The organism is Pleomorphomonas carboxyditropha, from assembly GCF_002770725.1.
Classification (GTDB): domain Bacteria; phylum Pseudomonadota; class Alphaproteobacteria; order Rhizobiales; family Pleomorphomonadaceae; genus Pleomorphomonas; species Pleomorphomonas carboxyditropha.
In genome coordinates, this window is record NZ_NQVN01000002.1 from 551,413 (window position 1) to 575,134 (window position 23,722).

Here is a 23,722-nt window from a genome sequence, read left to right on the forward strand (position 1 = left end):
CACATGCCTTTGGCTCTTTACGCCCTGACCGCCGGCGCCTTCGGCATCGGCGTCACGGAATTCGTCATCATGGGTTTGCTGCTGGAGGTCGGCGCCGATTTCGCCGTGTCGATCGCCGCGGCGGGCCTCCTGATCTCCGGCTACGCGCTCGGCGTCGTCGTTGGCGCGCCGGTGCTGACGGTCCTGACCGCCCGCTGGCCGCGCAAGAGCGTGCCGCTCGCTCTGATGGCCATCTTCGTCGCCGGCAACGCGGCTTGCGCGCTGGCCCCGGGCTATGGCTTCCTCATGGCCGCACGTGTACTCACCGCGCTGGCGCACGGCACCTTCTTCGGCGTCGGATCGGTGGTGGCGACAGGCCTTGTTTCTCCGGATCGCAAGGCGTCGGCCATCGCCGTCATGTTCACCGGACTGACGGTCGCCAACGTCCTTGGGGTACCGCTCGGAACATGGATCGGCCAGCAGTTCGGATGGCGGGCGACCTTCGGCGCCGTCACGCTGGTCGGACTCGCCGCCTTTGCCGTCATTGCGATCTTCGTGCCCAGGGACGGCCGGCCATCCGACGCCGAAGATTGGCGGGCCGACCTCGCCGCCATTCTCCGCGCGCCCGTGCTGCTCGGTCTCGTCACCACGGTTCTCGGCTATGCCGGCGTCTTCGCCGTCTTCACCTACATCGCCCCGATGCTGACCCGCATCAGTGGTTTCGATGCGGCCGCGGTGTCGCCCATCCTGCTCGTATTTGGCGGCGGCCTCGTCGTCGGCAATCTCGTCGGTGGCAGGTTTGCGGATCGCAGCGTTCTCGCCGCCGTGTTCGGTACGCTGGCCGCGTTGGCGCTGGTGCTGGCATCGATGACGCCCGGCCTTCGCTCGCCCGTCGCGGCGGTTCTGCTCACCGGGCTGCTCGGCGCAGCCGGCTTTGCCACCGTGGCGCCGCTTCAGATGTGGGTGCTGTCCAAGGCCGAGGGCGCGGGCCAGAATCTGGCTTCGTCCTTGAATATCGCTGCTTTCAATCTCGGCAACGCCATCGGTGCCTGGGCCGGCGGGATGACCATCGACCACGGTCCCGGCCTCGCCTTCGTGCCGCTGATGGCAAGCTTGTTTCCTATCGCGGCGGTTGCCGTCGCTCTCATGGCCGCAACGACCAGCCGTCGCCAAGCCAGGGTTTGCCGGTCGGCCTGACGAAAGAGCCTTCAAGTCGACCGAAGTCGCAGACGGCCGCGAACCGGTCGCTTGCCCCCTCAACTCAGACCAATTCTTGGAAAGGATCACTCCATGGACTATCGCTTTCTCGGCCGTTCGGGCCTCAAGGTTCCGGTCCTGAGCCTGGGGACCGGCACATTCGGCGGCACCGGACCGTTGTTCGGCGCCTGGGGCAATACCGACGTCGAAGAGGCGCGCCGTCTCGTCGACATCTGTCTGGAGGCCGGCGTCACCCTGTTCGATACCGCCGACGTCTATTCCTCCGGCGCGTCCGAGGAGGTGTTGGGAGCCGCCCTCAAGGGACGACGCGACGAAGCCCTCATCTCGACCAAGACCAGCCTGCCGATGGGCGACGGCCCGAACGATGCCGGTTCGTCGCGGTTTCGGCTGATCCGCGCCGTCGAGGACGCGCTGAGGCGACTTGGCACCGACTACATCGACCTTCTGCAACTGCACGCCTTCGATGCGGCAACGCCGGTGGAGGAAGTGCTATCGACGCTCGATATGCTCGTGCGCGCCGGCAAGGTTCGCTACGTCGGCGTGTCGAACTTCTCCGGCTGGCAGATCATGAAGGCGCTGTCCGTCGCCGACCGCTACGGCTGGCCGCGCTACGTCGCCAATCAGGTTTATTATTCGCTGATCGGCCGCGACTACGAATGGGACCTGATGCCGTTTGGCGCCGACCAGGGGCTCGGTGCGCTGGTCTGGAGCCCGCTCGGCTGGGGACGGCTGACCGGCAAGATCAGGCGAGGCATGCCCCTGCCCGAAGGGAGCCGCCTGCACGACACGGCGAGCTACGGCCCGCCGGTGGAGGACGACCATCTTTATCGCGTCGTCGAGGCGCTGGAGGCGGTCGCCACGGAAGTCGGCAAAACCGTGCCGCAAGTGGCGCTCAACTGGCTGGCCCAAAGGCCGACCGTGTCGTCCATCATCATCGGCGCCCGCAATGAAGATCAGTTGCGCCAGAACCTCGGCGCGATCGGCTGGGCGCTTTCGCCCGAGCAAATCGCCAAACTCGACAATGCCAGCACCGTTGCCGCTCCCTATCCGCATTTTCCATACAGGCGGCAGGAAGGCTTTGCTCGTCTCAGCCCTCCGATTGCCGGGTAAAGGCAGTCGGTTTCGTCGGCCGTGTGAAGCGCATGTTGCGTCGCATCCCGGCTGACGATTTATGACCATATTCTTCCCTTGAAATAAGCGGCTGCCGTCTCGAGAAATTGGGAGATCCTGATGATCGTTCAGGCTTGTATCAACGGCGCACGCCCTTTCGATTACCATCCGGCACTGCCGCTGACCGTCGAGGCGATGGCGCGGGACAGCGCCGCCTGCGTTGCCGCCGGCGCGGCGGAGATCCATCTGCATCCGCGCGCGGCGGACGGCCAGGAGAGCCTTGCCGCCGTCGACGAGACGATCCGGCTGGTGCGGCGCGCCTGTCCGGGCACCCTGGTCGGCGTGTCGACCGGCGCCTGGATCGAAGGCGATCAGCGCAGGACGCGCGACTATATCGCCGCCTGGCGCGTCCTGCCGGATTACGCCTCGGTCAACCTGTCCGAGGCGGACGCGCCCGCGGTGATCGATTTGCTGCACGGCATAGGCGTCGGCGTCGAGGCCGGGCTGGCGAGCGTGGAGGACGCCAGACGGCTGGTCGCGCTTGCCGATTGCCAGCGCGTCTTCCGCATCCTCATCGAAATCGACGAACAGGAGCTTTCGACGGCCGGCAGAATTGCCGACGGCATAGCCGCCGTTCTCGCCGAAGCGGGCCTTGCCCGGCCGATTCTCCTGCACGGCTTCGACGCGACCGTCTGGCATTTCGTCGACCTGGCGCGGCAGCGCCGCTGGTCCACCCGCGTCGGCCTGGAGGACGGTTGCCATCGCGCTCAGGGCGATGTGGCGCGCAACAATGCCCAACTGGTGACGGATGCCGTCAGGATGATGCGGCAGTATGCGTCCTGACCGGCGAACGCTTCGGGAGAAAGGCAGGAGTTGCGCATGAAACTGCATCAAGGTCGCCTGATCGACCATATCCACCTCAGGGCGAGGGATCTTCCCGCCACCGCGACCTTCTACCGGGCGGTGCTCGGGGTGCTCGGCATTCCGCTCCTGGCGGACGAGGAAGGACATCTTGCCTGCGACGAACTCTGGATCGACGCGCTGGGAGAGGAGAGCGGCGCGGCGACGCACGTGCATCTGGCGTTCCAGGCCAAGGACCGCGAAGCGGTCCGGCTGTTCCATCAGGCGGGGCTGGCCGCCGGCGGCCGGGACAATGGCGCGCCCGGCGAGCGATCCTATCATCCCGGCTATTACGCGGCTTTTCTGCTCGACCCGGACGGCAACAACATCGAGGCCGTTTTCCACGGTCCGGCGCGCCGCTCGGCATCGTCGGTCGTCATCGATACCGGCGAGGCATGAAGCCGGCCGCGCCGGCTTTATCGGGCGTGTCGGATCATCGGTGGCCGCGCCCCGGGAAATCGACTACTGCTATCGGACGGACAGCGCCTGAATGGCGAAGGGGAGAGGACAGCCGATGACTAAGCTGCGTTGGGGCATTCTGGCGACCGGATGGATCGCCGACCTCTTTGTGCAGGATTTGCTGGATAACGGCATGACGGTGAGCGCCGTCGGCTCGCGTTCCATCGAGAAGGCGGTCGACTTTGCCGCCAAGCACGGCATTCCGCGGTCGCACGGCAGCTATCAGGCGCTTGCCGACGATCCCGAGGTCGACGTCGTCTACATCGCCACGCCGCACCCGTTCCACGCCGCCGCCGCGGAGCTGTGCATCGCCGCCGGCAAGCACGTCCTCGTCGAAAAGTCCTTCACGCTGACCGGGGCGGAAGCCCGGCATCTCCTGGACCTGTCGCGCAAGCACGACGTCGTCGTCCTCGAGGCCATGTGGACGCGCTTCCTGCCGCACATGGTCCGGCTGCGCCAGGCGCTGGCCGGCGGCATGATCGGCGAGATCCGCACCCTGGTGGCCACGCATACCCAGGACCTGCCGGACGATCCCGGCCACCGCCTCAACGCGCTGGAACTCGGCGGCGGCGCGCTGCTCGATCTCGGCATCTATCCGATCTCCTTTGCCTTCGACATTCTGGGAGAGCCGACGCAGGTTCTCGCTTCGGGCCGCCTGAAGGCGACCGGCGCCGACGCCGAGGTGTCCACCATCTTCCGCTACGCCAATGGCGCCAGCGCCCTGACGGTGTCGGCCAGCGACGCGCCCGGCAGCAACCGCGCCGAGATCAACGGCACGGAAGGCCATGTCGAGATCGACGGCATCTGGTACACGCCGACCGGCTTCCGGATCTATGACAGCGAGAAGAACCTGCTGGAGGAGTTCAAACCGACCGAAATGAAGGGTCGCGGCATGCACTTCCAGGCCGTCGAACTGGAACGGCTGGTCGCCGCCGGCGAGCGGAGCAGTCCCATCCTGCCGCTCGAACAGAGCGTCGCCATCATGGAGACGCTCGACGACATCAGAAAGCAGATCGGCGTGACCTATCCCGGCGAGGCGGCGCATTCACGCCAAACCGGCGTCAAGGGCTGAGCGGCGGGCCGCTGTCGACGCGCCCCGGCGGGAAATCCTTCGCCGACGCCAAATACCACCGGCCGTCCTGCTTCGGCGGGCCGGTGGTATTCCAAAGTCTTGATAACGTCGGGACCGTTTCCGGCCGGCGATCAAGTCTCCGCGGCTTTCGCCGCCTTGGCGGCCTTGGCCCACCAGACCAAATCGTCGAGGGCCGCCTTCGCCGATGGCAACAGGTTGGCCTCGATATCCTCGATCGGTTTGTTGCCGCCCATCGGCGCCACGGCCATGAAGTCGCCGCCGCCGATATGAACCGCGCTGCGGGTCGGCACCATCTGCAACTCGACGCCGATCAGACGCAAATGCTCGATGGCACGCGCCGCGCCCAGGCCGCCGTAGCCGATGGCGGTGAACGGTTTGCGGTTCCACTCGACGTAAGCCTGGTCGAGCGCGTTCTTGAGCGCGCCGGTAATCGAACGATTGTATTCGGCGACGACGAAAATATAGCCGTCGAAGCGGCCGATGGTCTGTTGCCAGCGGATCGCTTCCGGATCCTGGCTTGGCATCCACAGGTTCGATGCCTTCTCGGCGAAGAAGGGCAGGGGATGATCGCGCAGGTCGACCACTTCGACCTCCAGGTCATCCCGGGCCTGGGCCTGCTTGAGCATCCATTGCGCCGGCTTGTCGGCGAAGCGGGTCGGCCGCGTGGAACCGATGATGAGAGCGATCCGAGGCTTGAATGTCATGGCGACCTCTTTCGTGCTGGTCTCAATGGACAATTACATCGCGGTTCGTTTGCCGCCTGGCAAGCAGGCACTTTCGAGGCACCAGGTTACCCAAAGGAACCGCCCGTTGCGCCAGGCCCTGGGTGGAAATTCCGCTCCGGTCGGGACGCTGCCACACTTCGATCGGAATCGAAAGGCGGCCGCGACATTGCCGCGACCGCCGGTATTTTCAGGTGGGGTTCGTCGTCAGCCGACGAAACCTTCCAGAACGAGAACGCCGATCAGGCCGATCACCGAGACGAGCGTGGAAAGAACCGTCCAGGTTCCGAAGGTCTCCTTCATCGTCAGGCCGAAATACTCCTTGAACATCCAGAAACCGGCGTCGTTGACGTGGCTGCAGATCGCCGAGCCGGCGCCGGTGGCCAGCGTCACCAACGCGAGGTTGACGTTATGCGTCGCCAGCATCGGGATCACCAGGCCGGCCGTGGAGATGGCGGCCACCGTCGCCGAGCCGAGCGAGATGCGCAGCAGCGCGGCGACACCCCAGGCAAAGATCAGCGGCGAGGCGTTGGTGCCGGCGAACAGGTCGGCTACATACTTGCCGACGCCGCCGTCGATCAGCACCTGCTTGAAGGCGCCGCCGCCGCCGATGATCAGCAGCATCATGCCGATGTGGCTGGCCGCCGACGTGCAGGAGGCCATGATGTCCTTGACCGGGATGTTGCGGTTGACGCCCATTGTCCACATGGCAAACAGCAGCGACACCACCATCGCGACCGACGCGTCGCCGACCAGGCGGATAACGGCAAAGCCGGTATTGTCGGCGATGCCCGCCTCGCTGCGGATCACCGCGATGATGGCGGCGACCGACATCATGATCACCGGCAACATGGCGGTGAGCACCGAGATGCCGAAGGCGGGCGTCTTGTCGAGGTCGAAGGTCTTGAAGGAGCCGATGGCGTCGAGATCGGCGCGCTTGGCGAAGCCCGACGGCACGATCCGCTTGGCGAGGGCATTGTAGATCGGGCCGCCGACGATCACGGCCGGAATGGCGATGAGAATGCCGTAGACCAGCACCTGGCCGATGTCGGCGCCGTATTCGCCGGCGATCACCGTCGGACCGGGATGCGGCGGCAGGAAGGCATGGGTGGCCAGAAGCGCGGCGCACATCGGCACGCCGAGATGCAGTGGCGACAGCTTCATCTGCTTGGCCATGGTCAGCACGATCGGCACCAGCAGCACCAGGCCGACCTCGAAGAACAGCGCGATGCCGATGATGAACGAGGCGACGACCACCGCCCACTGCACGTTCCGTTCGCCGAATTTTTCGATCAGCGTGACGGCGATGCGCTGGGCGCCGCCGGCGTCGGAGATCAGGCGGCCCAGCATGGCGCCGAGGCCGAAGATCAGGGCGATATGGCCGAGCGTGCCACCGAGGCCGCTCTCGATCGATTTCACCACCTTGTCGAGCGGCAGGCCAAGGGCCAGCGCGACGCAGAAGGAGACGATGATCAGCGAAACGAACGTGTTCAGTTTCAGCTTCATGATCAGAAGCAGCAGCAGCACGATGCCGGCTACGACGATGATTAAAGGCATTTCCTCTTCCCTTGGTTTGGTTGGCGCGCCGGCTTGGCCGGCGAAGACGACAGACCGCGTCCCTGGGTCGGCGGTGTCGCCGCCGATCCAGTGGTTGCTGCCTGCCGCGATGTTCGGATGGACGACCAGCCCCCTCGGCCGCCGTGCCCTCCACTTGCGCCGGCTTGGAGCGCCGGCGGACTCTGGGGGAAGAGGCTTTGCCTCTCCCCCGGGGTTTCGTCAGTCCCTTTTGGCAGCCAACGCCGCGCGGCCGGCCTCCAGTACCTCGATGATCCGGTCGGCGTCGTAGACGCAGCCCCGCCAGGTACCACCGCTCGCCGCCTGCAACGCCGCCCAGAGACGGGTGTCGTCGGGCAGCTCGGCCTGCGGCGCCAGGTCAGGATGCGGCGGGCGGGCGGCCAGGATGGCGGCGCCTTTCTCGGCCGTGGCGGGCGCTTCCTCGGTGCCGAGGAAATTCAGCGAGCCGGTCAGCTTGCGACAGTCGACGACCATCTCGACGATATCGCCGTCGCGCAACTTGCCGATGGGGCCGCCGGCCAACGCTTCCGGCCCGACATGGCCGACGCAGGCGCCGGTGGACACGCCGGAGAAGCGGGCGTCGGTGATCAGTGCCACGTGCTTGCCGTAGGAGAGGTGCTTCAATGCCGAGGTGACCTGATAGGTCTCTTCCATGCCGGTACCCGACGGACCGGCGCCGATCACCACCATCAGGTCGCCGGCAACGATGTTGCCGCTCTTGATGGCATGGATCGCATCGACCTCGGAGACGAACACTTTTGCCTTCGCCTTGTGGCGATAGACGCCGTCCTCGCCGATCACCGAGGGATCGATGGCGGTCGACTTGATGACCGATCCCTCCGGCGCAATGTTGCCGATCGGGAAGGTAATGGTGGAGGTGAGGCCGCGGGCGGCCGCCTTGGCGGGCGGCATGATGACGTCGTCGGGGCTGACGCCGTCTTGCTTTTCGAGCATCTCGCGGAAGCGGCGGCGACGCTCGGAGGTCTCCCACCAGTCGAGGTTGGCGCCGAGCGTCTCGCCGGTCACGGTGAGAACGTCGAGGTTGAGAAGCCCGAGAGCCCGCAGATGCAGCATCACTTCCGGCACGCCGCCGGCCATGAAGGCGCGAACGGTCGGGTGATAGATCGGTCCGTTGGGGATGACGCTGACGAGGCGCGGCACGCGCCGGTTCACCGCCGTCCAGTGCTCGACCGAAGGCATGGCGAGCCCGGCCGCATGGGCGATGGCGGGTAAGTGCAGCAGCAGGTTGGTCGACCCGCCGAAAGCGGCATGCACCACCATGGCGTTCTCGATCGCCTTCGATGTGAGGATGTCCCTGGTGGTGATGCCGCGCTGTTCGAGCTGCAGCACCGCCCGTGCCGACTGGCGCGCGACCTCGAGCCAGACGGGCTGGCCGGACGGCGACAGGGCCGAATGGGGCAGGGCGATGCCGAGGCCTTCGGCGACGACTTGCGAGGTGCCGGCGGTGCCGAGGAACTGGCAACCGCCACCGGCGGAGGCGCAGGCTCGGCAGCCGAGTTCGCTTGCCTCCTCCAGCGTCAGTTCGCCATTGGCAAAACGAGCGCCGATGGTCTGCACCTTGCCGGCATCCTCGCCCTTGGTCGGCATCAGCGTGGCGCCACCGGGAATGAGAATGGTCGGCAGGTCGTGCTGGGCGGCAAGCGCCATCATCAGCGCCGGCAATCCCTTGTCGCAGGCGGCAACGCCGATCACCGCCTTGCGCACCGGCGTCGAACGGATCAGCCGGCGGAAGACGATGGCCGCGTCGTTGCGATAGGGCAGGGAGTCGAACATGCCGGTGGTGCCCTGCGTGCGGCCGTCGCAGGGGTCGCTGACATAGGCGGCGTAGGGAACGCCGCCGGCCTTGGCCACCTCGCGGGCCGCCGCCTCGAACTGAAGCGGCGTCTCGTAGTGGCCGGTATGCAGGCCGAGGGCCACGGGCTTGCCGTCGGCGCCGCGGATGCCGCCGGTGACGCCGATCACCAGCACTTCCTTGCCGGTGAGCTTTTCCGGTTCCCAGCCCATGCCGGCATTCAGCGTCATGCCGAAAATGTCGCCGCTCGGCCGGTTGATCAGCATTTCGGGCGTCAGCGGCAACTTGCCGGCCGGGCCGGGAGCATTGGTCGCCGCCACATAGACGGCTTCGTTGCTCTCGTCGTAGATTTCCTTGAGGGACATGAGGATCCTCCCTGTGATCGGCGCTTGGTTATTTGACGAGACCGGCCTGTTTCAGCAGGTCGGCGAGGCGGGCGATCTGATCGGCGGCCAGCGGACCGGCGGGCGGCAGGCAGTAGGTGGAGACGTCGAGGCCGGTGAGGCGCATCGCCTCCTTGACCACGTTCACGAAAGGCGTGTCGAGGCCATACATCGACGGCAGGCGGATCAGGCGGCTGTGCAGCTCCACGGCCTTGGCGAAATCGCCGGCGCGGAAAGCCTTGAAGATGCCGATGGACAGCTGCGGCGCGAAGTTGCCGCTGGCCGAGATGGCACCCGCGCCGCCCAGCATCAGCGTGGTGAGCAGATGGTCGTCATAGCCGGCGAACACCTGGAAGCCGGGGCGCACGGCGCCGACGACGTTGATCATCTCGCGGATGTGGCCGATGGAATCCACCGTCTCCTTGATGCCGACCACATTGGGCGCCGCCTCGACCACCGACTTCACGAAGGCGGGCGTGAGATCCTGGCCGGTCAGGAAGGGGATGTTGTAGAGCAGCACCGGCAGCTTGGTGGCAGCGGCGATGTCGGTGAAATAGGTGTGGAGGCGCGCTTCGGTAACCTTCCAGTAGGAAGGGTTGACCACGACGATGCCGTCGGCACCGATGGCTTGGGCATGGATGGCGAGTTCGATGGCCTCGCGCGGATTGTTGGAGCCGACACCGACCAGCACCTTGCTGCGGCCGGCGACCTGCCTGACGGCAAATTCGGCAACCGCCTTACGCTCGGCCGTGGTCATCTGGGAGAACTCACCGCCGGTGCCGCACATGAACAGGCCGTCGACACCGGCGGCGATCAGCTTCTCGATCACCAGCGCCTGGCCCTTCGGATCGAAGGCGCCCGCCTCGGTAAAGATGGTCGACACCGGCGGAATGACGCCTTCAAAACGCACTGCTGCCATCGGAAACTCCTGATCCTCGTTCTTGCGTTCTATATTATAGAACGATGTTTTATAATGTCGTACGTTAACGGTGGCGCACGCGGCGGTAAATCCGGGATGCTGTGTAGGCAAAGATCCGCATTCCGCGTTTTCTTGGCGAGCAGGCGATTGAGGAGCGGCGATTTACGTGGCTGATGAAAAAGCGCAATTTCGACCACTGGCCGTCGCGGAAGACAAAGAGGGTATATGCCGGATCTGCACCCCTGCCTTCTTTCAGCTCTTGGATTACGACTCTCGGCGCACTAATCGAACGGGTGCAAGAATCGCAGGGTCACCTCCTGCCGCCTTTCCGGAGTCGCCGTGAATGCCATTGATCCAGGCCGTGGAGCGCGCCCTCAACATTCTCGAGCTCTTCAGCGAGCAGAAGGTCGAGCTCAACCTCGCCGAGATCAGCCAGATGACCGGGCTGCACAAGAGCACCCTGCATTCGCTCCTGAAAACCCTGCAGGCCCAGGGCTACATCGAGCAGACCGAGGCCAACGCTCCCTATCGCCTCGGCGTGAAGCTTCTCGAGCGCGGCTACCTCGTGCAGCGTTCGCGCGATTTCATCGCCGTTGCCAGGCCGTATATCGAGAAGCTGTCGGAAGAGACGGGGCAGACCGTTCATCTGGGCGTGCTCGACGGGAAATCCGGCGTCTACGTCGATAAGGTCGAGGGGACACGCTCGATCATCGTCTATTCACGGGTCGGCCGGCGCATGCCGATCCACACCACGGCGATCGGCAAGGTTCTGCTCGCCTTCCAGGCGCCGGCCATCATCGAGAAAACGCTCGACGGCTACGACTTCACGGCAGTCACCGAAAACTCGATCACCCGGTGCGACGGCTTCCAGGCGGCGCTCGCCAAGGTGCGCTCGGACGGCTTCGCCGTCGACGAGCAGGAAAATGTCCGGGGCTGCCGCTGCGCCGCCGTGCCCGTGTGGGGACACGACCGCAAGCTCGTCGCCGCCATTTCCATCTCGACGGTGGTCGAAAACGTGTCGATGGACGAATTCAAATCGTTCATCGAGCAACTGAAGGTCATCGGCGCCAGCGTTTCGCACGATCTCGGCTACTAGGCCGGTCGGCTCAGCCGAGCGCCGTCGCGCCTTCCTCGGCGGTGCCCACCGCGCGCCGCAGCACGGCGAACAGGCGGCGGTCGCTGCTGTCGTTGCTGGGCGAGGTCTCCGCGGCCGCCTGGCGGCGGGCGTCCCATTCCTCCGGTGGGACCAGCACGTCCAGCCGCCCGGTCGCCACGTCGAGCCTGATGAGGTCGCCGTCGCGGACGCGGCCGATCGGTCCGCCGCGTGCCGCTTCCGGTGTCACGTGGATGGCCGCCGGCACCTTGCCGGATGCGCCGGACATGCGGCCGTCGGTGACGAGCGCCACCTTGCGGCCGCGGTCCTGCAACAGGCCGAGCGCCGGCGTCAGCTTGTGCAGCTCCGGCATGCCGTTGGCCTGCGGCCCCTGGAAGCGGACGACGGCGACGAAATCCTCGTCGAGCCCGGCCTTGAAGGCGGCGAGCAGCGCGTCCTGCGAGGCGAAGACGCGCGCCGGCGCCTCGACCGTCTGATGCTCGGCGGCGACGGCCGACGACTTGATCACCGCCCGTCCGAGGTTGCCGGTCAAAAGGTTGATGCCGCCGGTCGGCTGGAAGGGCGAGGCGATCGACCGGACCACGCTCTCGTCGGCGCTGGTTTCAGGCGTTTCCGCGAATACCAGCGCGCCGGCGGCGTCGAGCCGGGGCGTGCGCTCGTAGGGGGCGAGGCCGGCGCCGAGGATGGTGAGGACGTCGTTGTTGAGCAGCCCGGCGCGCCTGAGCTCGCGCACCAGGAAGGGCACGCCGCCGGCGTCCCTGAAGCCGTTGACGTCCGCCTTGCCGTTGGGATAGGCGCGCACCAGAAGCGGCGTCGCCGCCGACAGCGCGGAAAAGTCGTCCCAGTCGATGACGAGACCGGCAGCCCGCGCCATGGCGATCAGGTGGATGGTCAGGTTGGTCGAGCCGCCGGTGGCGCAAAGACCGACGATGCCGTTGACGAAGGCGCGGGCGTCGAGCAGCCGGCCGATCGGCAGGCTGTTCTCCCCCATGCCGGCGATGGCGACGGCGCGCCCCACGGCGGCGCGGGTCAGCGCGTCGCGCAGCGGCGTGTCGGGCGCCACGAAGGCCGATCCGGGCAGCATCAGCCCCATGATCTCCATCAGCATCTGGTTGGTGTTGGCGGTGCCGTAGAAGGTGCAGGTGCCGGGCGAATGATAGGACTTGGCCTCCGCGTCCAGAAGATCGGCCTCTGTCGCCGTGCCGGCGGCATAGGCCTGGCGGACGGCGTTCTTCTCGGCGTTGCCGAGGCCGCTCGGCATCGGGCCGGAGGGGATGAACACGGTCGGCAGGTGGCCGAAGGCCAGGGCGCCCATGACGAGGCCGGGCACGATCTTGTCGCAGATGCCCAGCATCAGCGCGGCGTCGAACATGTCATGCGACAGGGCGACGCCCGTCGACATGGCGATGACGTCGCGCGAGAACAGGCTGAACTCCATGCCGGCGCGGCCCTGCGTGATGCCGTCGCACATGGCGGGCGCGCCGCCGGCCACCTCGGCGACGGCGCCGAGCCGCCGCGCTTCCTCGCGGATCAGTTCCGGATAGCGCTCGTAGGGCCGGTGCGCCGAAAGCATGTCGTTATAGGTGGTGACGATGCCGAGATTGACCGCCTCGCCGCCGGCAAGGCGCTGCTTGTCCTCGGCCGGGCAGGCGGCAAAGCCGTGGGCCAGGTTGGAGCAGGGCAGGCGCCGACGCGCCGGGCCGGAGGCGCGGATCGCTTCGCGCGCCCTCTCCATGCCGTCGAGATAGGCGGTGCGGCTCGTCCGGCTGCGTCGCTCGATCCGCTCGGTGACGTCGGCGACGATGGAGCGAACGGTCATGTGCGTCTCTTTTCCGAATGAAGTCCGCGCGCGTCGAGCCGGGCCATGATTTTGTCGGCGATGGCCGCCGGCGGCGACGCGATATCGACGGCGATGGCGTCGGTCGGCTCCTCCAGCGTCGCGAGCTGGCTCGCCAGCAGATCGGGGTTCATGTAGTGGCCCTTGCGGGCCTTGAGCCGGGCGGCGATCGTCTCGGCGCTGCCCTTGAGGAAGACGAAAATCGCGTCGTCGTGCGGCGACAGCTGGTCGCGATAGGCGGCCTTCAGCGCCGAACAGGCGATGACGCGGCTTTCCCCCGCCGCCTGCCAGCCGTCGATGGCCCGCCGCAGCGCCTGAAGCCACGGCCTGCGGTCGTCGTCGGTCAGCGGAATGCCGGCCCGCATCTTCTCGACGTTGGCGGCGGGGTGAAAATCGTCGGCGTCGGAAAAACCGCAGCCCAGACGCTCGGCGAGCAACTCGCCGACCGTGGTCTTGCCGCTGCCCGACACGCCCATGACGATGACGATCATCGCGTCCTCCCTGCCGCGCCTCAGCGCGGGCTTCTCACCGTGACGTCATAGATACGACCGGCCTCGATCCTGGCAAGCCGTCCGCCTTCGAGACGCCGGCCGTCGACCTCGATAATCTGTTCGGCGATGCTCTCCTCGCGCGTGAAGCTGACGTTGAACGTCGCGCCGCGCAGGCGGCGGGTGAAGGCCAGCTTTTGCCAAGTGGAGGGAACCTGCGGCGCGATCACCGCGCCGCCGCCGTCGCCGCGCAGCCCGCAGACCTGTTCGACTACGAGGCGGTAGAACCAGGCGACGGTGCCGGTATTGAAGAGGTTGCTGGAACGGCCGGCCGTGCGTGGAAACTGGCGATAGGCGCCGCGATAGTAGTTGGGAATGTAGAGCGGCAACTGGCCGCGCGTCGCGATATCGTCCCGCTCGGCCTCGGTCAGCATGGCGCGCAGCACCCTGAAGCCCCGGTCGCTCTCGCCCACGTGGTAGAGCGAGGCGGCATAGAAGGCGGCGGCGTGATTGTAGACGGCGCCGTTCTCGGCGCTGCCCGGCCATTTCTGGGTGACGCGGCCGACATCCTCGCGCATCGCCGTGAACGACGGCGCATGGATCTCCACCCCGTAGGGCGTGACCAGTTGCTCGTCGATCGCCTTGAGCAGGCGCGCCTTGCGGTCCTCGTCGGCGGCGCCGCAGAGCAGCGCCCAGCTCTGGGCGTTGAGGAAGATGCGGCCCTCCCTGTCGGTCGATACGCCGAAGACGACGCCGTCGTCGGTGATGCCGCGGCCGTACCAGTCGCCGTCCCAGAGATGGCGGTTGATACGCTCGATCAGGGCGCTGGCCTCCGCCTTCAGCCAGCCGGCCGTCTCCCCGTCGCCCTCGGCGGCGCACACCTCCGACCACAGCGACATCGCATAGCTCGACGCTTCGGCCAGCCAGCCGGAAACGCCGCGGCCCTTGTAGCCGACCATGTTCATCGGGTCGCACCAGTCGCCCTGGTCGATATAGGGCAGCCCGCGCTCGTCGATGGCCGCCGCCAGGAAGCGCAGCGCCCGCGTCACGTGCTCGCGGATGCCGGCCGGCCTGTCGTCGTCGGCCCAGGCCGCCGTTTCCTCCAGAACGGCGCGGTCGCCGGTCTCGTCCAGATAGGCCTTGGTGACGATCGCCAGCCAGACGGCATGGTCGGTATGCGGCACCTGGTTGATGTATTTCAGCTCGGCGTCCGGCCTCAGCAGGATGCCGTCCGGCATCTTGCCGCTGGCATATTGCTGGCTCGCGGCGTGCAGGATGACCTCGCGCGTCGCTTCCGGCCGGATGAACAGCATGCCCAGCGCATCCTGCAGGTAGTTGCGGGTCTGCGGGTCGGTGGTCAGGCGGTTGGTGTCGCCGTGGTAGAACACCTGGCGCGGCAGCCAGTGATTGACGAAATGATTGAACGTCTCGTCGGGCGACCGGATCTCCAGGCAACTGCGGCCGCCATCCGTCACGTAGGCATGATAGGCCCGCCGCACCGCTTCGGCGTCGCCGTCGATGTATTTCGCCCGGAGCGCGGCGATCTCCGCCTCGTCCTTGGCCGGGCCGAACACGAAGCGGAACTCCTCGCTCGCGCCGGCGGCGATCTCCAGATCCCACTGCATGACGCAGGCCGGCACCTCGTAGAGCGCCTCGCCGTCATGAAGAGGACCGCCATCGGCGAGCGCCGACGGCGCATGCAGGCCGCCTTCGCCCTCGAACGCCTGCTGCGCCGCCTCGAAATGGTCCGGGCGGCGATCGGCGGCAAGGAAGGTGATGTCCTTGAGGTGCCGGTTTTTGAAATACTGCTCGACCTTCTGGTAGGGTGTAACGGACGTGCAGACCACCGCGTCGAGCGTCGGGTCGAAGTGACCGCCCATGTTCATCCAGGACATGTAGCCGACCGGAAAGAACGGCACGAAGGAGAGGTTCTTCGTCGCGGTCGTCATGTTGGTCACCTTCGCCGTCCAGAGCTCGGCGACGTCGTCCACCGGCAGGGAAAGGCGGAGCTCCACCCGGACGCCATCCTTTTCCACCAGCCAGCGGATATCCGACAGGCCCGGCTCGAAGGCGAAGCGGTCGAGCCGGGCGCGCACCGGCTCATAGGGCGCCGAAAACAGCGCGCCCGTGCCGTTGTCGCGGACGTAGAAGAAGCGGCCGGGGTGATTGGGATAATAGCCCTGCTCCGGCTGCATGAAGGTCTGGGCGGCGATCGTCGGCGGATAGGCGTATTTGCGCGGCTCCGGATCCATGTACTGGCTCACCGCGTAACCGCGGCCGTTCATCTGGATCATCATCCGCCGGTTCCACAGATAGCCGGCGGCGTTGGGAGCCAGCGTCGGATCGTCCAGATGGAACCGGGTTCCGTTGTCGATGAAGGAGGGCATCGTTGTCTCTCGGATAGGACTGTTCGGCTAGAGCATCGGACCGAAAAGTGGAATCCGGTTTTCGGAAAATCCGATGCGATAACAAAAAACTAGATCGTCACTTTGCGTCCGTTAGGGCGCACGACGATCTAGGAGCGGCTTGGCCCCGTCGACTGCCGCACCGACAGCGACGGCTCGAAGCGCTCCCGGTAGGGCAGGTCGAAGCCGTAGGTGAGGTTCAGGAGCTGGTGACAGGCCGACTGGCTCATTTCCTCGATCGGCGCGTGGATCGTGCTGAGGGCGGGGGCGGTGAACGGCGTGAAGTCGACGTCGTCGTAGCCGAGGACGGACACCTCGCCCGGCACCGAGATGCCGCGCTTGTGCAACTCGGCGATCAGCACCATCGCCACCTTGTCGTTGCCGCAGAACACCGCCGAATAGTCGGCGCCCGAGGCAAGCAGCGCCGCCACGGCGCTCTCGCCGCCGGCATAGGAGAAGGCGCCCTCGATGATCCGTTCCGGAGCCACCGGGCGGCCGAGCTTGGCCATCTCGTCCAGGAAGGCGACGTGGCGTTGCCGGGCGTCCTGCGCGGACAGCCGGCCGGTGATCGTCGCCACCCGCCTGTGCCCCAGTTCGGCGAGGTGCCGGGCCGCCAGCCGGCCGCCGAGGTCGTGGTCGATCGAGAAGGAGCGCCCGGCCAGTTCGTCGGTGCGATGGTTGATCACCACCAGGTTGGGGAATTTCTCGGCGTAGCGCGCCAGCTCGAATTCGCTCTGCAGCGAGCTGGAAATCAGGATGCCGTCGCAGTCGCGGTTGATCAGGTAGTCGAGATGGGCGAGGCGGTCGTCGTTCGATCGCGCATCCTCGGCATTGGCGAGGATCATGTGCTTGCCCTGCAGGCGAAGCGCGCTTTCGATGGTGCGGATCATCATGTGGTAGTAGGGCCCTTCGAGCGACGGCACCCAGACGCCGATCAAGTCGGAACGGCGCGACGACAGCGACCGGGCCATGCTGTTCGGCCGGTAGTTGAGCTGCTCGATGGCGCGCGCGATCTTCTCGGCCGACTTGCGCGAGACGGAACCGGTTCCAGAAATATAGCGCGAAACGGTTCCCGACCCCACGCCGGCCAGCTTGGCCACATCCTTTACGGTTGCCATCTCGCAACTCCGCTCACCCTGATTTCCCGCACGATAGCATTTATCCTTTTGTTTTCAAATGATCGAAATATGATTCCCACCGATTGTCCGGTTTGCCGTCCCCGCTTTTCTCGCAAGGAGCATTGACAAAATCAAGGCGCTCGGTTCAAAAATGGAACCGATCCCACTTTTGGATCAGGAACCGTCGACCATCCGATTTGGAGAGTCGGGATCGGCGCTACTCGTTTGGGAGGAACCATGATTGCAATGAAGCAAATGGTCGCCGTGTCGGCGATCGCCCTTGCGGCCGCGACGGGCATCGCCAGGGCGGAGGAGCCGCTCAACGCCGAGGTCATCCACTGGTGGACGTCGGGCGGCGAATCCGCCGCCATCGCCGTCTTCGCCGACGCCTTCAACGCGGCCGGCGGCAAGTGGGTCGACAATGCCGTCGCCGGCGGTTCGGCCGCCCGCAGCGCCGCCATCAACCGCATCATCGGCGGCGATCCGTCGACCGCCGCGCTGTTCAACACGTCGCGCCAGTATCACGAGATCATCGGCGAGGGCCTGCTCAACGACATCGACGCCGTCGCCTCGAAGAACGATTGGGACAAGGTGCTGCCGGCGCCGATCGCCAACGCCGTCAAGGTCGACGGCAAGTATTACGCCGCGCCGGTGAACATCCACATGCCCCTGTGGATCTGGTACTCGGTCGCCGCCCTGGACAAGGCCGGCATCGACAAGCCGCCGGAAACCATGGAGCAGTTCCTCGCCGACCTCGACAAGCTCAAGGCGGCGGGCATCATCCCGCTCGCCCTCGGCGGCCAGCGCTGGCAGGAGAACTCGCTGTTCTCGGCCGTGCTCACCAACGTCGGCGGCGCCAAGCTGTGGACGTCCGTCTACGGCGACAAGGACGAGGCGGCGATCCGCTCGCCGGAGTTCCGCAAGGTCATCGAGACCTTCGTCAGCCTGAAGCCCTACGTCGATCAGGCCTCGCAGGGCCGCAACTGGAACGACGCCACCGCGCTGCTCATCAAGGACGAGGCCGGCTTCCAGGTGATGGGCGACTGGGCCAAGGGCGAGTTCAAGCAGGCCAACAAGGAGATCGGCAAGGACTACGGCTGCATTCCCGGCCTCCGTCCCGATGCGCCCTACGTCCTCGGCGGCGACGTCTTCGTCTTCCCCAAGACCGACGACGCCGAGCAGGTGAAGGCCCAGCACCTCTTGGTCGAGATCATGACCGATCCCGACGTCCAGGTGAAGTTCAACAATCTCAAGGGCTCGATCCCGATCCGCTCCGACGTCGACGTGTCGAGCCTCGACGCCTGCGCCCAGCTCGGCATGAAGATCATGTCCGACCCGGCCCGCCAGGTGCCCGACGCTTCCCAGATGATGGAGGAGTTCGTCTACGGCTCGGTGCAGGACATCGTCACCGAGCTCTGGAACACCCCGATGACCGTCGACCAGGCGATCGACCGCTTCGAAAAGGCCCTGAAGGGCTGATCCCGCCTCGGGAAAGAACGCGGGGAGGTGGCCGTCCGCCTTCCCGCCACTGCATACGGGAGGATCACGTGGGAGCCGAATTCACCCGGCATGTGAGGCGCAACCTCGTTGCCTATATCGCCCTGTTACCGATGGCCGCCGTCGTCATCTTCGCCTATCTCGGCACCATGGCCTGGTCGGTCCGGCTGTCGTTCTCGAGCTCGAAGCTGCTGCCGAGGAACGACTTCGTCGGCTTTGCCCAGTACGTCACCCTTTTCGACACCTCGCGCTGGCTGACCTCGCTCGGCAACCTCGCCGTCATCGCCTTTTTCTTCCTGCTGATCTGCTTCGTGCTCGGCTGCCTCCTGGCGATCTTCATCGATCAGAACGTGCGCGCCGAGAGCCTGTTCCGCACCGTCTTCCTCTACCCCTACGCCATGTCCTTCGTGGTGGCCGGCCTGATCTGGCAGTGGATCCTCAATCCGGACCTCGGCATCCAGGCGACCATGCGCGGCTTCGGCTTCTCCGGCTTCGTCCTCGACTGGGTGGTCAATCCCAGGATGGTGCTCTACGCCGTCATCCTGGCGACGGTCTGGCACGGCTCCGGCCTCGTCATGGCGCTGATCCTCGCCGGGCTGCGCGGCATCGACGGCGAGATATGGCGGGCGACGCGCATCGACGGCATTCCGGCCTGGCGCGTCTATCTGTCGATCGTCCTGCCGATGCTGAGGCCGATGATCATCACCTCGCTGGTGCTGCTGTCGATCAGCATCGTCAAGATGTACGACGTCGTCGTCGCCATGACCAACGGCGGCCCCGGCACGGCCAGCGAGGTGCCGGCCAAGTTCATCATGGACAACCTGTTCGAGCGCGCCAACATCGGCCTCGCCACGGCGGCGTCGACGGTGATGCTGATCACCGTCCTGCTGGTCATGGCTCCCGTCATCTATTCCCAGTATTTCCGGAAAAGCGGGAGGGCGGCATGATGCCCCAGGCAAAACCGGCTGCCGCCGCCAAGCGCCCGCTCACCTATCAGGAGGTCTGGGGCCGCGCCGGCATCTACGCCTTCCTCGGCGTATTGGCGCTGTTCTTCCTGCTGCCGCTCTACGTGATGCTCGTCACGTCGTTCAAGAGCATGGACGAAATCCGCCTCGGCCTGATCTTTTCGCTGCCGCAGCAGTTCACCGTCGACGCCTGGGTGAAGGCCTGGACGTCGGCCTGCACCGGCCTCGAATGCACTGGCCTCAGGGTCGGCTTCGGCAACTCGGTGAAGATCCTGCTGCCGAGCGTCGTGTTCTCCATTCTGCTCGGCGCCCTCAACGGCTACGCGCTGTCCTTCTGGAAGGTGAAGGGCGCCAACGTGCTGTTCGCCTGCCTGCTGCTCGGCTCGTTCATTCCCTACCAGGTGTTCATCTACCCGCTGGTGCGCGTCTACGCCCAGACCGGCATCTACGGCTCGCTGCCCGGCATCGTGCTCACCCACGTCATCTTCGGCATGCCGGTGATGACGCTGTTGTTCCGCAACTACTATTCCGGCCTGCCGGTCGAGCTGTTCAAGGCGGCGCGCATCGACGGCGCCGGCTTCTGGAAGATCTTCATTGCGATCATCCTGCCGATGTCGGTGCCGATCGCCATCGTCGCGGTGATCATGCAGGTGACCGCCATCTGGAACGACTTCCTGCTCGGCCTCGTCTTCGCGGGACGCGAAAACCTGCCGATGACCGTCCAGCTCAACAACATCGTCAACACCACCACCGGCGAGCGCGCCTACAACGTCAACATGGCGGCAACCGTGCTCACCTCGCTGGTGCCGCTCGCCGTCTATCTGCTGTCCGGCCGCTGGTTCGTGCGCGGCATCGCCTCCGGCGCCGTGAAGGGGTAAGCCATGAGTTCCGTATCCCTCGAAAACCTCGACATCAGCTACGGCAACGTGCCGATCGTCAAGAAGCTCGACCTGACGATCCGGGATGGCGAGTTCCTCGTCCTGCTCGGGCCGTCCGGCTGCGGCAAGTCGACGCTCCTGAGCGCCATCGGCGGGCTGACCGACGTCAGCGGCGGGCGCATCCTGTTCAACGACAAGGACGTCACCTGGACCGATCCCAAGGATCGCGGCATCGGCATGGTGTTCCAGTCCTACGCGCTCTATCCGACGATGAGCGTCGAGCGGAACCTGTCGTTCGGCCTGCGCATCGCCGGCATCGACCGCGCGATCATCGAAAGGAAGGTGAAGTGGGCGGCCGAACTGTTGCAGATCGCCCATCTGCTCGACCGCAAGCCGTCGGCGCTCAGCGGCGGCCAGCGGCAGCGCGTCGCCATCGGCCGGGCGCTGGTGCGCGATGCCGACATCTTCCTGTTCGACGAGCCGCTTTCCAACCTCGACGCCAAGCTCCGTGCCGAGTTGCGCCTCGAGATCAAGAAGCTGCACAAGACGCTGAAGTCGACCATGATCTACGTGACCCACGACCAGATCGAGGCCTTGACGCTCGCCGACCGCATCGCCGTCATGAAGGACGGCATCATCCAGCAGCTCGACACGCCGCTCAATGTCTACAACAAGCCGGCCAACGAATTCGTCGGCAGCTTCCTCGGCTCGCCGGCCATGAACAAGGTCGAGGGTCAGCTTGCCGCGGACGGCGATCGCCTGTTCTTCGCGGCCGGCGACTTCCGGCTGGATGTCAGCCGCTATCTCTTCGCGCAGACGGCGGAGAGCGGCCGGAAGGTCGTGCTCGGCCTCCGGCCGGAACACATCCTTCCCGCCAGCGGATCGGCGGCGGCCATCGAGGGAAAGGTGTCGCTGGTCGAGCCGATGGGCAGCAGCATCCTGGCCTGGTCGGTCTTCGACGGTGTCAGCCTGTCGCATCTGGTGGGGCAGGACGATGGCTGCGAGGCGGATCGCGCCTTCGCCGTCACGATCGATGTCCAGAAGGCATCGTTCTTCGACGTCGAAACCGGCTGGCGGCTCTAGGCCCGGGCGGCCCGGCGACTTGCGCCGGAAATTGACTGTGCGGGCGGGGCGTTCCGGCGCGCCCCGCTTTTGCGTTGGCAGTCGTCCATTCCGACTTGCTCGCGCCGGCGCCTAGCGCGGGACGTAGCCGGAAAGCCGCGAGATTTCGTCGGCCGTGGCTATGACGAGCGGGGCGAAGGAAAACAGCCGGTCGTCGGTCATCCGGCTCGACGGTCCGGAGGCGCTGACCGCCGCGAACACCCGCCCCGTGACGTTGCGGATGGGCGCCGCGATGCAGCGGATCAGCGGTTGGTGCTCGGCATTGTCTATGGAATAGCCGCGTCGGCGCGTTGCCTCGAGATCCGCGGCCAGGACGTCCGGATCGGTGATGGAATTCGGCGTGAACGGCCTGAGGCCGCCGCGCACGATCTTAGCCACGACGCTGCCGTCCTGGTAGGCGAGCACCGCCTTGCCGACGCCGGTGCAATAGGCCGGCGAGATCGACAGGGCGGTCGTCCAGTTGACCCGGCCGCTGCCCGGTTCGATATGCTCGACCGAAATGACGTTGGTGCCGTCGAAGACGCAGAGGTGCGAATTCTCGCCGGTGGTGTCCATCAGCCGCTGCACCAGATGCCGCGACCGCGAGAAGATGTCGAGATTGGCGAGCACGATGCTGCCGAGCTCGAACAGGCGGATGCCCATGCGATAGCGGTCCCGCTCGTGGTCCTGCTCGAGAAGCTTCACTTCCCTCAGCGAGGTGACCAGCCGATGGGCCGTGGTCTTGGGTATGCCGCAGCGCACGGCGATGTCGTTGAGCGTCAGGGACTGCTCGTAGACGGAGAAGCAGTCGAGCACCGCCATGAGCTTCTGCATCGACTTCAGCGAACCGCGATCGTCGCTTCGCTTCTTCTGTGCGCCCTTGTCGGCGGCCGGTTCGGCAGTCGTGTCTTGTCGTTCGGCTGTGGTTTTCATGGTGTCGTTCCGTTGCCCACGGTCTCGGTCCGATCCCGCCGGGGATCGCGTCTGTCATAGCGTTAAATCGTAGCGAGGCCGATTGACAAGCGATAACCCGCGTTCTAGAAGATTATTCCGAATAGCGGAATAATAATCCGCAAAAGAGAGCGGCGATGTCAATCTCCGAATGTGAGCGCCGGGTGCGGTTCCAGGCGACGCGGGCTCCTCCCGCCGGCCCGGACGCCGAACCGAAGGCGCGCCGGATGGACAAGTTGAACGGCTTGGAGGTCTCGGCCGGATAAACATTACGCATGGTATGAATAGACTCTATGGAGGAAAACGTGACTGGGTCCAACAAACAGCGGGATGAGCTTAATGAAAAGCTGCGGTCGAACAAGCCGACCTATGGTGTAACGCTCTATGGCGGTAGCTGTGCCGGCGTCGAAATCGCTGCCAACTGGGGGCTGGATTTTGCCTTCATCGATGCTGAACATACGCCGGTCAATATTGACTCGCATATGGAAAAGTTGGTTCTGGCCGCTCGGGTCGGCGGTATAGCCCCGCTGGTGCGCGTGCGCGGCACCAACGAATGGGACATTCGCAAGACGCTGGAGATCGGTGCCGCCGGCGTCATCATTCCGCAGGTCGGGTCGGCTGCCGAGGCGCGGCAGATCGTCCGCGCCGCCAAGTTCCCGCCGCTGGGCCGGCGCGGCGGCGATGGCTCGGTCCGCTCGGCCGGCTTTGCCGGTCCGGGTTTCCAGTGGTCGAGCTATATGGAAAGCGAGAATAACAACACGCTCGTCATTCCCATGGCCGAAAGCTATGAGTTCTTCGACAACATCGACGAGATTCTGGACGTCGAGGGCATCGACGTCATCAACTTCGGCCCGGCCGATTACTCGATCTCCCGCCGCATTTCCATCGACTATTCCATGTCGAACCCGGAAGTGAACGACAAGCTCGACGAGCTCATCGAGAAGTGCCACGCCCGCGGCATCAAGGTGATGGCGCCCTGCATCCCGCCCGACAAGGACAGCGCCCAGCGTCTCGCCAAGAAGGGCGTCGACATGATCATCATGGGCAACGACATCATGTTCCTCAACCAGGGCTTCCGCGCCGTTCGCGCCGCGCTCGACGGCTGATACCGGCACCGTCTTCCGGAAGATGGAATGCAGGATCTGAAAATTCGCCAGGGGCGGCCATCGCCGCCGCTCCTGAAGGGAGCTTTTTGTG

At 65.8% G+C, this 23,722-nt stretch carries 20 protein-coding genes; 11 read left to right on the forward strand and 9 right to left on the reverse strand.

The features are described from left to right. The first annotated feature begins 3 nt into the window (after nucleotides 1-3). The 5 genes from CJ014_RS06975 (at nucleotide 4) to CJ014_RS06995 (ending at nucleotide 4,738) form a co-directional block, all read left to right on the forward strand. Nucleotides 4-1,176, forward strand: coding sequence for an MFS transporter (locus CJ014_RS06975; RefSeq protein ID WP_100079797.1), 1,173 nt, complete (start codon nucleotides 4-6; stop codon nucleotides 1,174-1,176). Nucleotides 1,177-1,269: 93 nt separating this feature from the next. Then, on the forward strand, nucleotides 1,270-2,307 hold the full coding sequence (locus CJ014_RS06980) for an aldo/keto reductase (protein ID WP_100079798.1): 1,038 nt from the start codon (nucleotides 1,270-1,272) through the stop codon (nucleotides 2,305-2,307). A 120-nt stretch (nucleotides 2,308-2,427) separates the two neighbouring features. Continuing rightward, nucleotides 2,428-3,150, forward strand: a complete 723-nt coding sequence (locus CJ014_RS06985; protein WP_100079799.1) for a 3-keto-5-aminohexanoate cleavage protein — start codon at nucleotides 2,428-2,430, stop codon at nucleotides 3,148-3,150. Nucleotides 3,151-3,186: 36 nt separating this feature from the next. Then, complete coding sequence (locus CJ014_RS06990) at nucleotides 3,187-3,606, forward strand: VOC family protein (RefSeq protein ID WP_100079800.1); 420 nt, start codon at nucleotides 3,187-3,189, stop codon at nucleotides 3,604-3,606. Nucleotides 3,607-3,721: 115 nt separating this feature from the next. Continuing rightward, nucleotides 3,722-4,738 (forward strand): Gfo/Idh/MocA family protein, encoded by a 1,017-nt coding sequence (locus tag CJ014_RS06995; RefSeq protein ID WP_100079801.1) that lies wholly within the window; start codon nucleotides 3,722-3,724, stop codon nucleotides 4,736-4,738. Between the two features lie 131 nt (nucleotides 4,739-4,869). Here CJ014_RS06995 and CJ014_RS07000 read toward each other — a convergent pair whose 3' ends face one another. The 4 genes from CJ014_RS07000 to CJ014_RS07015 all read right to left on the reverse strand — a co-directional run bounded on the left by CJ014_RS07000 (nucleotide 4,870) and on the right by CJ014_RS07015 (nucleotide 10,171). Further along, the gene (locus CJ014_RS07000) at nucleotides 4,870-5,463 is read right to left on the reverse strand and encodes an NADPH-dependent FMN reductase (protein ID WP_100079802.1); all 594 of its coding nucleotides are present in this window, start codon (nucleotides 5,461-5,463) and stop codon (nucleotides 4,870-4,872) included. A gap of 225 nt (nucleotides 5,464-5,688) precedes the next feature. Continuing rightward, nucleotides 5,689-7,038 carry a gluconate:H+ symporter gene (locus CJ014_RS07005; RefSeq protein WP_100079803.1) on the reverse strand — a complete coding sequence of 450 codons (1,350 nt, stop codon included), beginning with the start codon at nucleotides 7,036-7,038 and terminating at the stop codon, nucleotides 5,689-5,691. A 219-nt stretch (nucleotides 7,039-7,257) separates the two neighbouring features. After that, nucleotides 7,258-9,234, reverse strand: coding sequence for a YjhG/YagF family D-xylonate dehydratase (locus CJ014_RS07010; protein WP_100079804.1), 1,977 nt, complete (start codon nucleotides 9,232-9,234; stop codon nucleotides 7,258-7,260). Nucleotides 9,235-9,262: 28 nt separating this feature from the next. Further along, nucleotides 9,263-10,171, reverse strand: a complete 909-nt coding sequence (locus tag CJ014_RS07015; protein WP_100079805.1) for a dihydrodipicolinate synthase family protein — start codon at nucleotides 10,169-10,171, stop codon at nucleotides 9,263-9,265. A 343-nt stretch (nucleotides 10,172-10,514) separates the two neighbouring features. On the opposite strand from CJ014_RS07015, the gene CJ014_RS07020 reads away from it, so the two are divergent. After that, nucleotides 10,515-11,267, forward strand: a complete 753-nt coding sequence (locus CJ014_RS07020) for an IclR family transcriptional regulator (RefSeq protein WP_100079806.1) — start codon at nucleotides 10,515-10,517, stop codon at nucleotides 11,265-11,267. Nucleotides 11,268-11,277: 10 nt separating this feature from the next. On the opposite strand, the gene edd is transcribed toward CJ014_RS07020, so the two are convergent. The 4 genes from edd to CJ014_RS07040 form a co-directional block, all read right to left on the reverse strand. Further along, nucleotides 11,278-13,104: a phosphogluconate dehydratase gene (edd, locus tag CJ014_RS07025; protein ID WP_100079807.1), complete on the reverse strand. Its 1,827-nt coding sequence runs from the start codon at nucleotides 13,102-13,104 to the stop codon at nucleotides 11,278-11,280. After that, on the reverse strand, nucleotides 13,101-13,613 hold the full coding sequence (locus tag CJ014_RS07030; RefSeq protein ID WP_100079808.1) for a gluconokinase: 513 nt from the start codon (nucleotides 13,611-13,613) through the stop codon (nucleotides 13,101-13,103). Before CJ014_RS07030 ends, edd begins: the two co-directional genes overlap by 4 nt. 20 nt (nucleotides 13,614-13,633) lie before the next feature. Next, entirely contained in the window at nucleotides 13,634-15,997 is a 2,364-nt protein-coding gene (locus CJ014_RS07035) for a GH36-type glycosyl hydrolase domain-containing protein (protein WP_100079809.1), read from the reverse strand. Between the two features lie 128 nt (nucleotides 15,998-16,125). After that, nucleotides 16,126-17,133 carry a LacI family DNA-binding transcriptional regulator gene (locus CJ014_RS07040; protein WP_100079810.1) on the reverse strand — a complete coding sequence of 336 codons (1,008 nt, stop codon included), beginning with the start codon at nucleotides 17,131-17,133 and terminating at the stop codon, nucleotides 16,126-16,128. Between the two features lie 237 nt (nucleotides 17,134-17,370). Here CJ014_RS07040 and CJ014_RS07045 point away from each other — a divergent pair, with 237 nt between their 5' ends. From CJ014_RS07045 to CJ014_RS07060, 4 genes are all read left to right on the forward strand, one after another. After that, nucleotides 17,371-18,612, forward strand: a complete 1,242-nt coding sequence (locus CJ014_RS07045) for an ABC transporter substrate-binding protein (RefSeq protein ID WP_100079811.1) — start codon at nucleotides 17,371-17,373, stop codon at nucleotides 18,610-18,612. A gap of 68 nt (nucleotides 18,613-18,680) precedes the next feature. Further along, nucleotides 18,681-19,577 carry a carbohydrate ABC transporter permease gene (locus CJ014_RS07050; protein WP_245427150.1) on the forward strand — a complete coding sequence of 299 codons (897 nt, stop codon included), beginning with the start codon at nucleotides 18,681-18,683 and terminating at the stop codon, nucleotides 19,575-19,577. Then, on the forward strand, nucleotides 19,577-20,473 hold the full coding sequence (locus CJ014_RS07055) for a carbohydrate ABC transporter permease (protein WP_207765696.1): 897 nt from the start codon (nucleotides 19,577-19,579) through the stop codon (nucleotides 20,471-20,473). The genes CJ014_RS07050 and CJ014_RS07055 overlap by 1 nt, the downstream gene beginning before the upstream one ends. A 3-nt stretch (nucleotides 20,474-20,476) precedes the next feature. Next, nucleotides 20,477-21,556 (forward strand): ABC transporter ATP-binding protein, encoded by a 1,080-nt coding sequence (locus tag CJ014_RS07060; protein ID WP_100079812.1) that lies wholly within the window; start codon nucleotides 20,477-20,479, stop codon nucleotides 21,554-21,556. Nucleotides 21,557-21,667: 111 nt separating this feature from the next. Here the strand turns inward: CJ014_RS07060 and CJ014_RS07065 are convergent, their stop codons facing one another. Then, a complete protein-coding gene (locus tag CJ014_RS07065; RefSeq protein ID WP_100079813.1) occupies nucleotides 21,668-22,507 on the reverse strand; it encodes an IclR family transcriptional regulator in 840 nt (279 codons plus the stop codon). Between the two features lie 311 nt (nucleotides 22,508-22,818). Here CJ014_RS07065 and CJ014_RS07070 point away from each other — a divergent pair, with 311 nt between their 5' ends. Beyond that, nucleotides 22,819-23,631: an HpcH/HpaI aldolase family protein gene (locus tag CJ014_RS07070; protein ID WP_100079814.1), complete on the forward strand. Its 813-nt coding sequence runs from the start codon at nucleotides 22,819-22,821 to the stop codon at nucleotides 23,629-23,631. Nucleotides 23,632-23,722 lie beyond the last annotated feature (91 nt).

Bases quoted from the DNA above. Each gene is read 5' to 3' on its own strand.
- CJ014_RS06975 (WP_100079797.1), top strand. From the start codon at position 4: ATGCCTTTGGCTCTTTACGCCCTGACCGCCGGCGCCTTCGGCATCGGC.
- CJ014_RS06980 (WP_100079798.1), top strand. From the start codon at position 1,270: ATGGACTATCGCTTTCTCGGCCGTTCGGGCCTCAAGGTTCCGGTCCTG.
- CJ014_RS06985 (WP_100079799.1), top strand. From the start codon at position 2,428: ATGATCGTTCAGGCTTGTATCAACGGCGCACGCCCTTTCGATTACCAT.
- CJ014_RS06990 (WP_100079800.1), top strand. From the start codon at position 3,187: ATGAAACTGCATCAAGGTCGCCTGATCGACCATATCCACCTCAGGGCG.
- CJ014_RS06995 (WP_100079801.1), top strand. From the start codon at position 3,722: ATGACTAAGCTGCGTTGGGGCATTCTGGCGACCGGATGGATCGCCGAC.
- CJ014_RS07000 (WP_100079802.1), bottom strand. From the start codon at position 5,463: ATGACATTCAAGCCTCGGATCGCTCTCATCATCGGTTCCACGCGGCCG.
- CJ014_RS07005 (WP_100079803.1), bottom strand. From the start codon at position 7,038: ATGCCTTTAATCATCGTCGTAGCCGGCATCGTGCTGCTGCTGCTTCTG.
- CJ014_RS07010 (WP_100079804.1), bottom strand. From the start codon at position 9,234: ATGTCCCTCAAGGAAATCTACGACGAGAGCAACGAAGCCGTCTATGTG.
- CJ014_RS07015 (WP_100079805.1), bottom strand. From the start codon at position 10,171: ATGGCAGCAGTGCGTTTTGAAGGCGTCATTCCGCCGGTGTCGACCATC.
- CJ014_RS07020 (WP_100079806.1), top strand. From the start codon at position 10,515: ATGCCATTGATCCAGGCCGTGGAGCGCGCCCTCAACATTCTCGAGCTC.
- edd (WP_100079807.1), bottom strand. From the start codon at position 13,104: ATGACCGTTCGCTCCATCGTCGCCGACGTCACCGAGCGGATCGAGCGA.
- CJ014_RS07030 (WP_100079808.1), bottom strand. From the start codon at position 13,613: ATGATCGTCATCGTCATGGGCGTGTCGGGCAGCGGCAAGACCACGGTC.
- CJ014_RS07035 (WP_100079809.1), bottom strand. From the start codon at position 15,997: ATGCCCTCCTTCATCGACAACGGAACCCGGTTCCATCTGGACGATCCG.
- CJ014_RS07040 (WP_100079810.1), bottom strand. From the start codon at position 17,133: ATGGCAACCGTAAAGGATGTGGCCAAGCTGGCCGGCGTGGGGTCGGGA.
- CJ014_RS07045 (WP_100079811.1), top strand. From the start codon at position 17,371: ATGATTGCAATGAAGCAAATGGTCGCCGTGTCGGCGATCGCCCTTGCG.
- CJ014_RS07055 (WP_207765696.1), top strand. From the start codon at position 19,577: ATGCCCCAGGCAAAACCGGCTGCCGCCGCCAAGCGCCCGCTCACCTAT.
- CJ014_RS07060 (WP_100079812.1), top strand. From the start codon at position 20,477: ATGAGTTCCGTATCCCTCGAAAACCTCGACATCAGCTACGGCAACGTG.
- CJ014_RS07065 (WP_100079813.1), bottom strand. From the start codon at position 22,507: ATGAAAACCACAGCCGAACGACAAGACACGACTGCCGAACCGGCCGCC.
- CJ014_RS07070 (WP_100079814.1), top strand. From the start codon at position 22,819: ATGGAGGAAAACGTGACTGGGTCCAACAAACAGCGGGATGAGCTTAAT.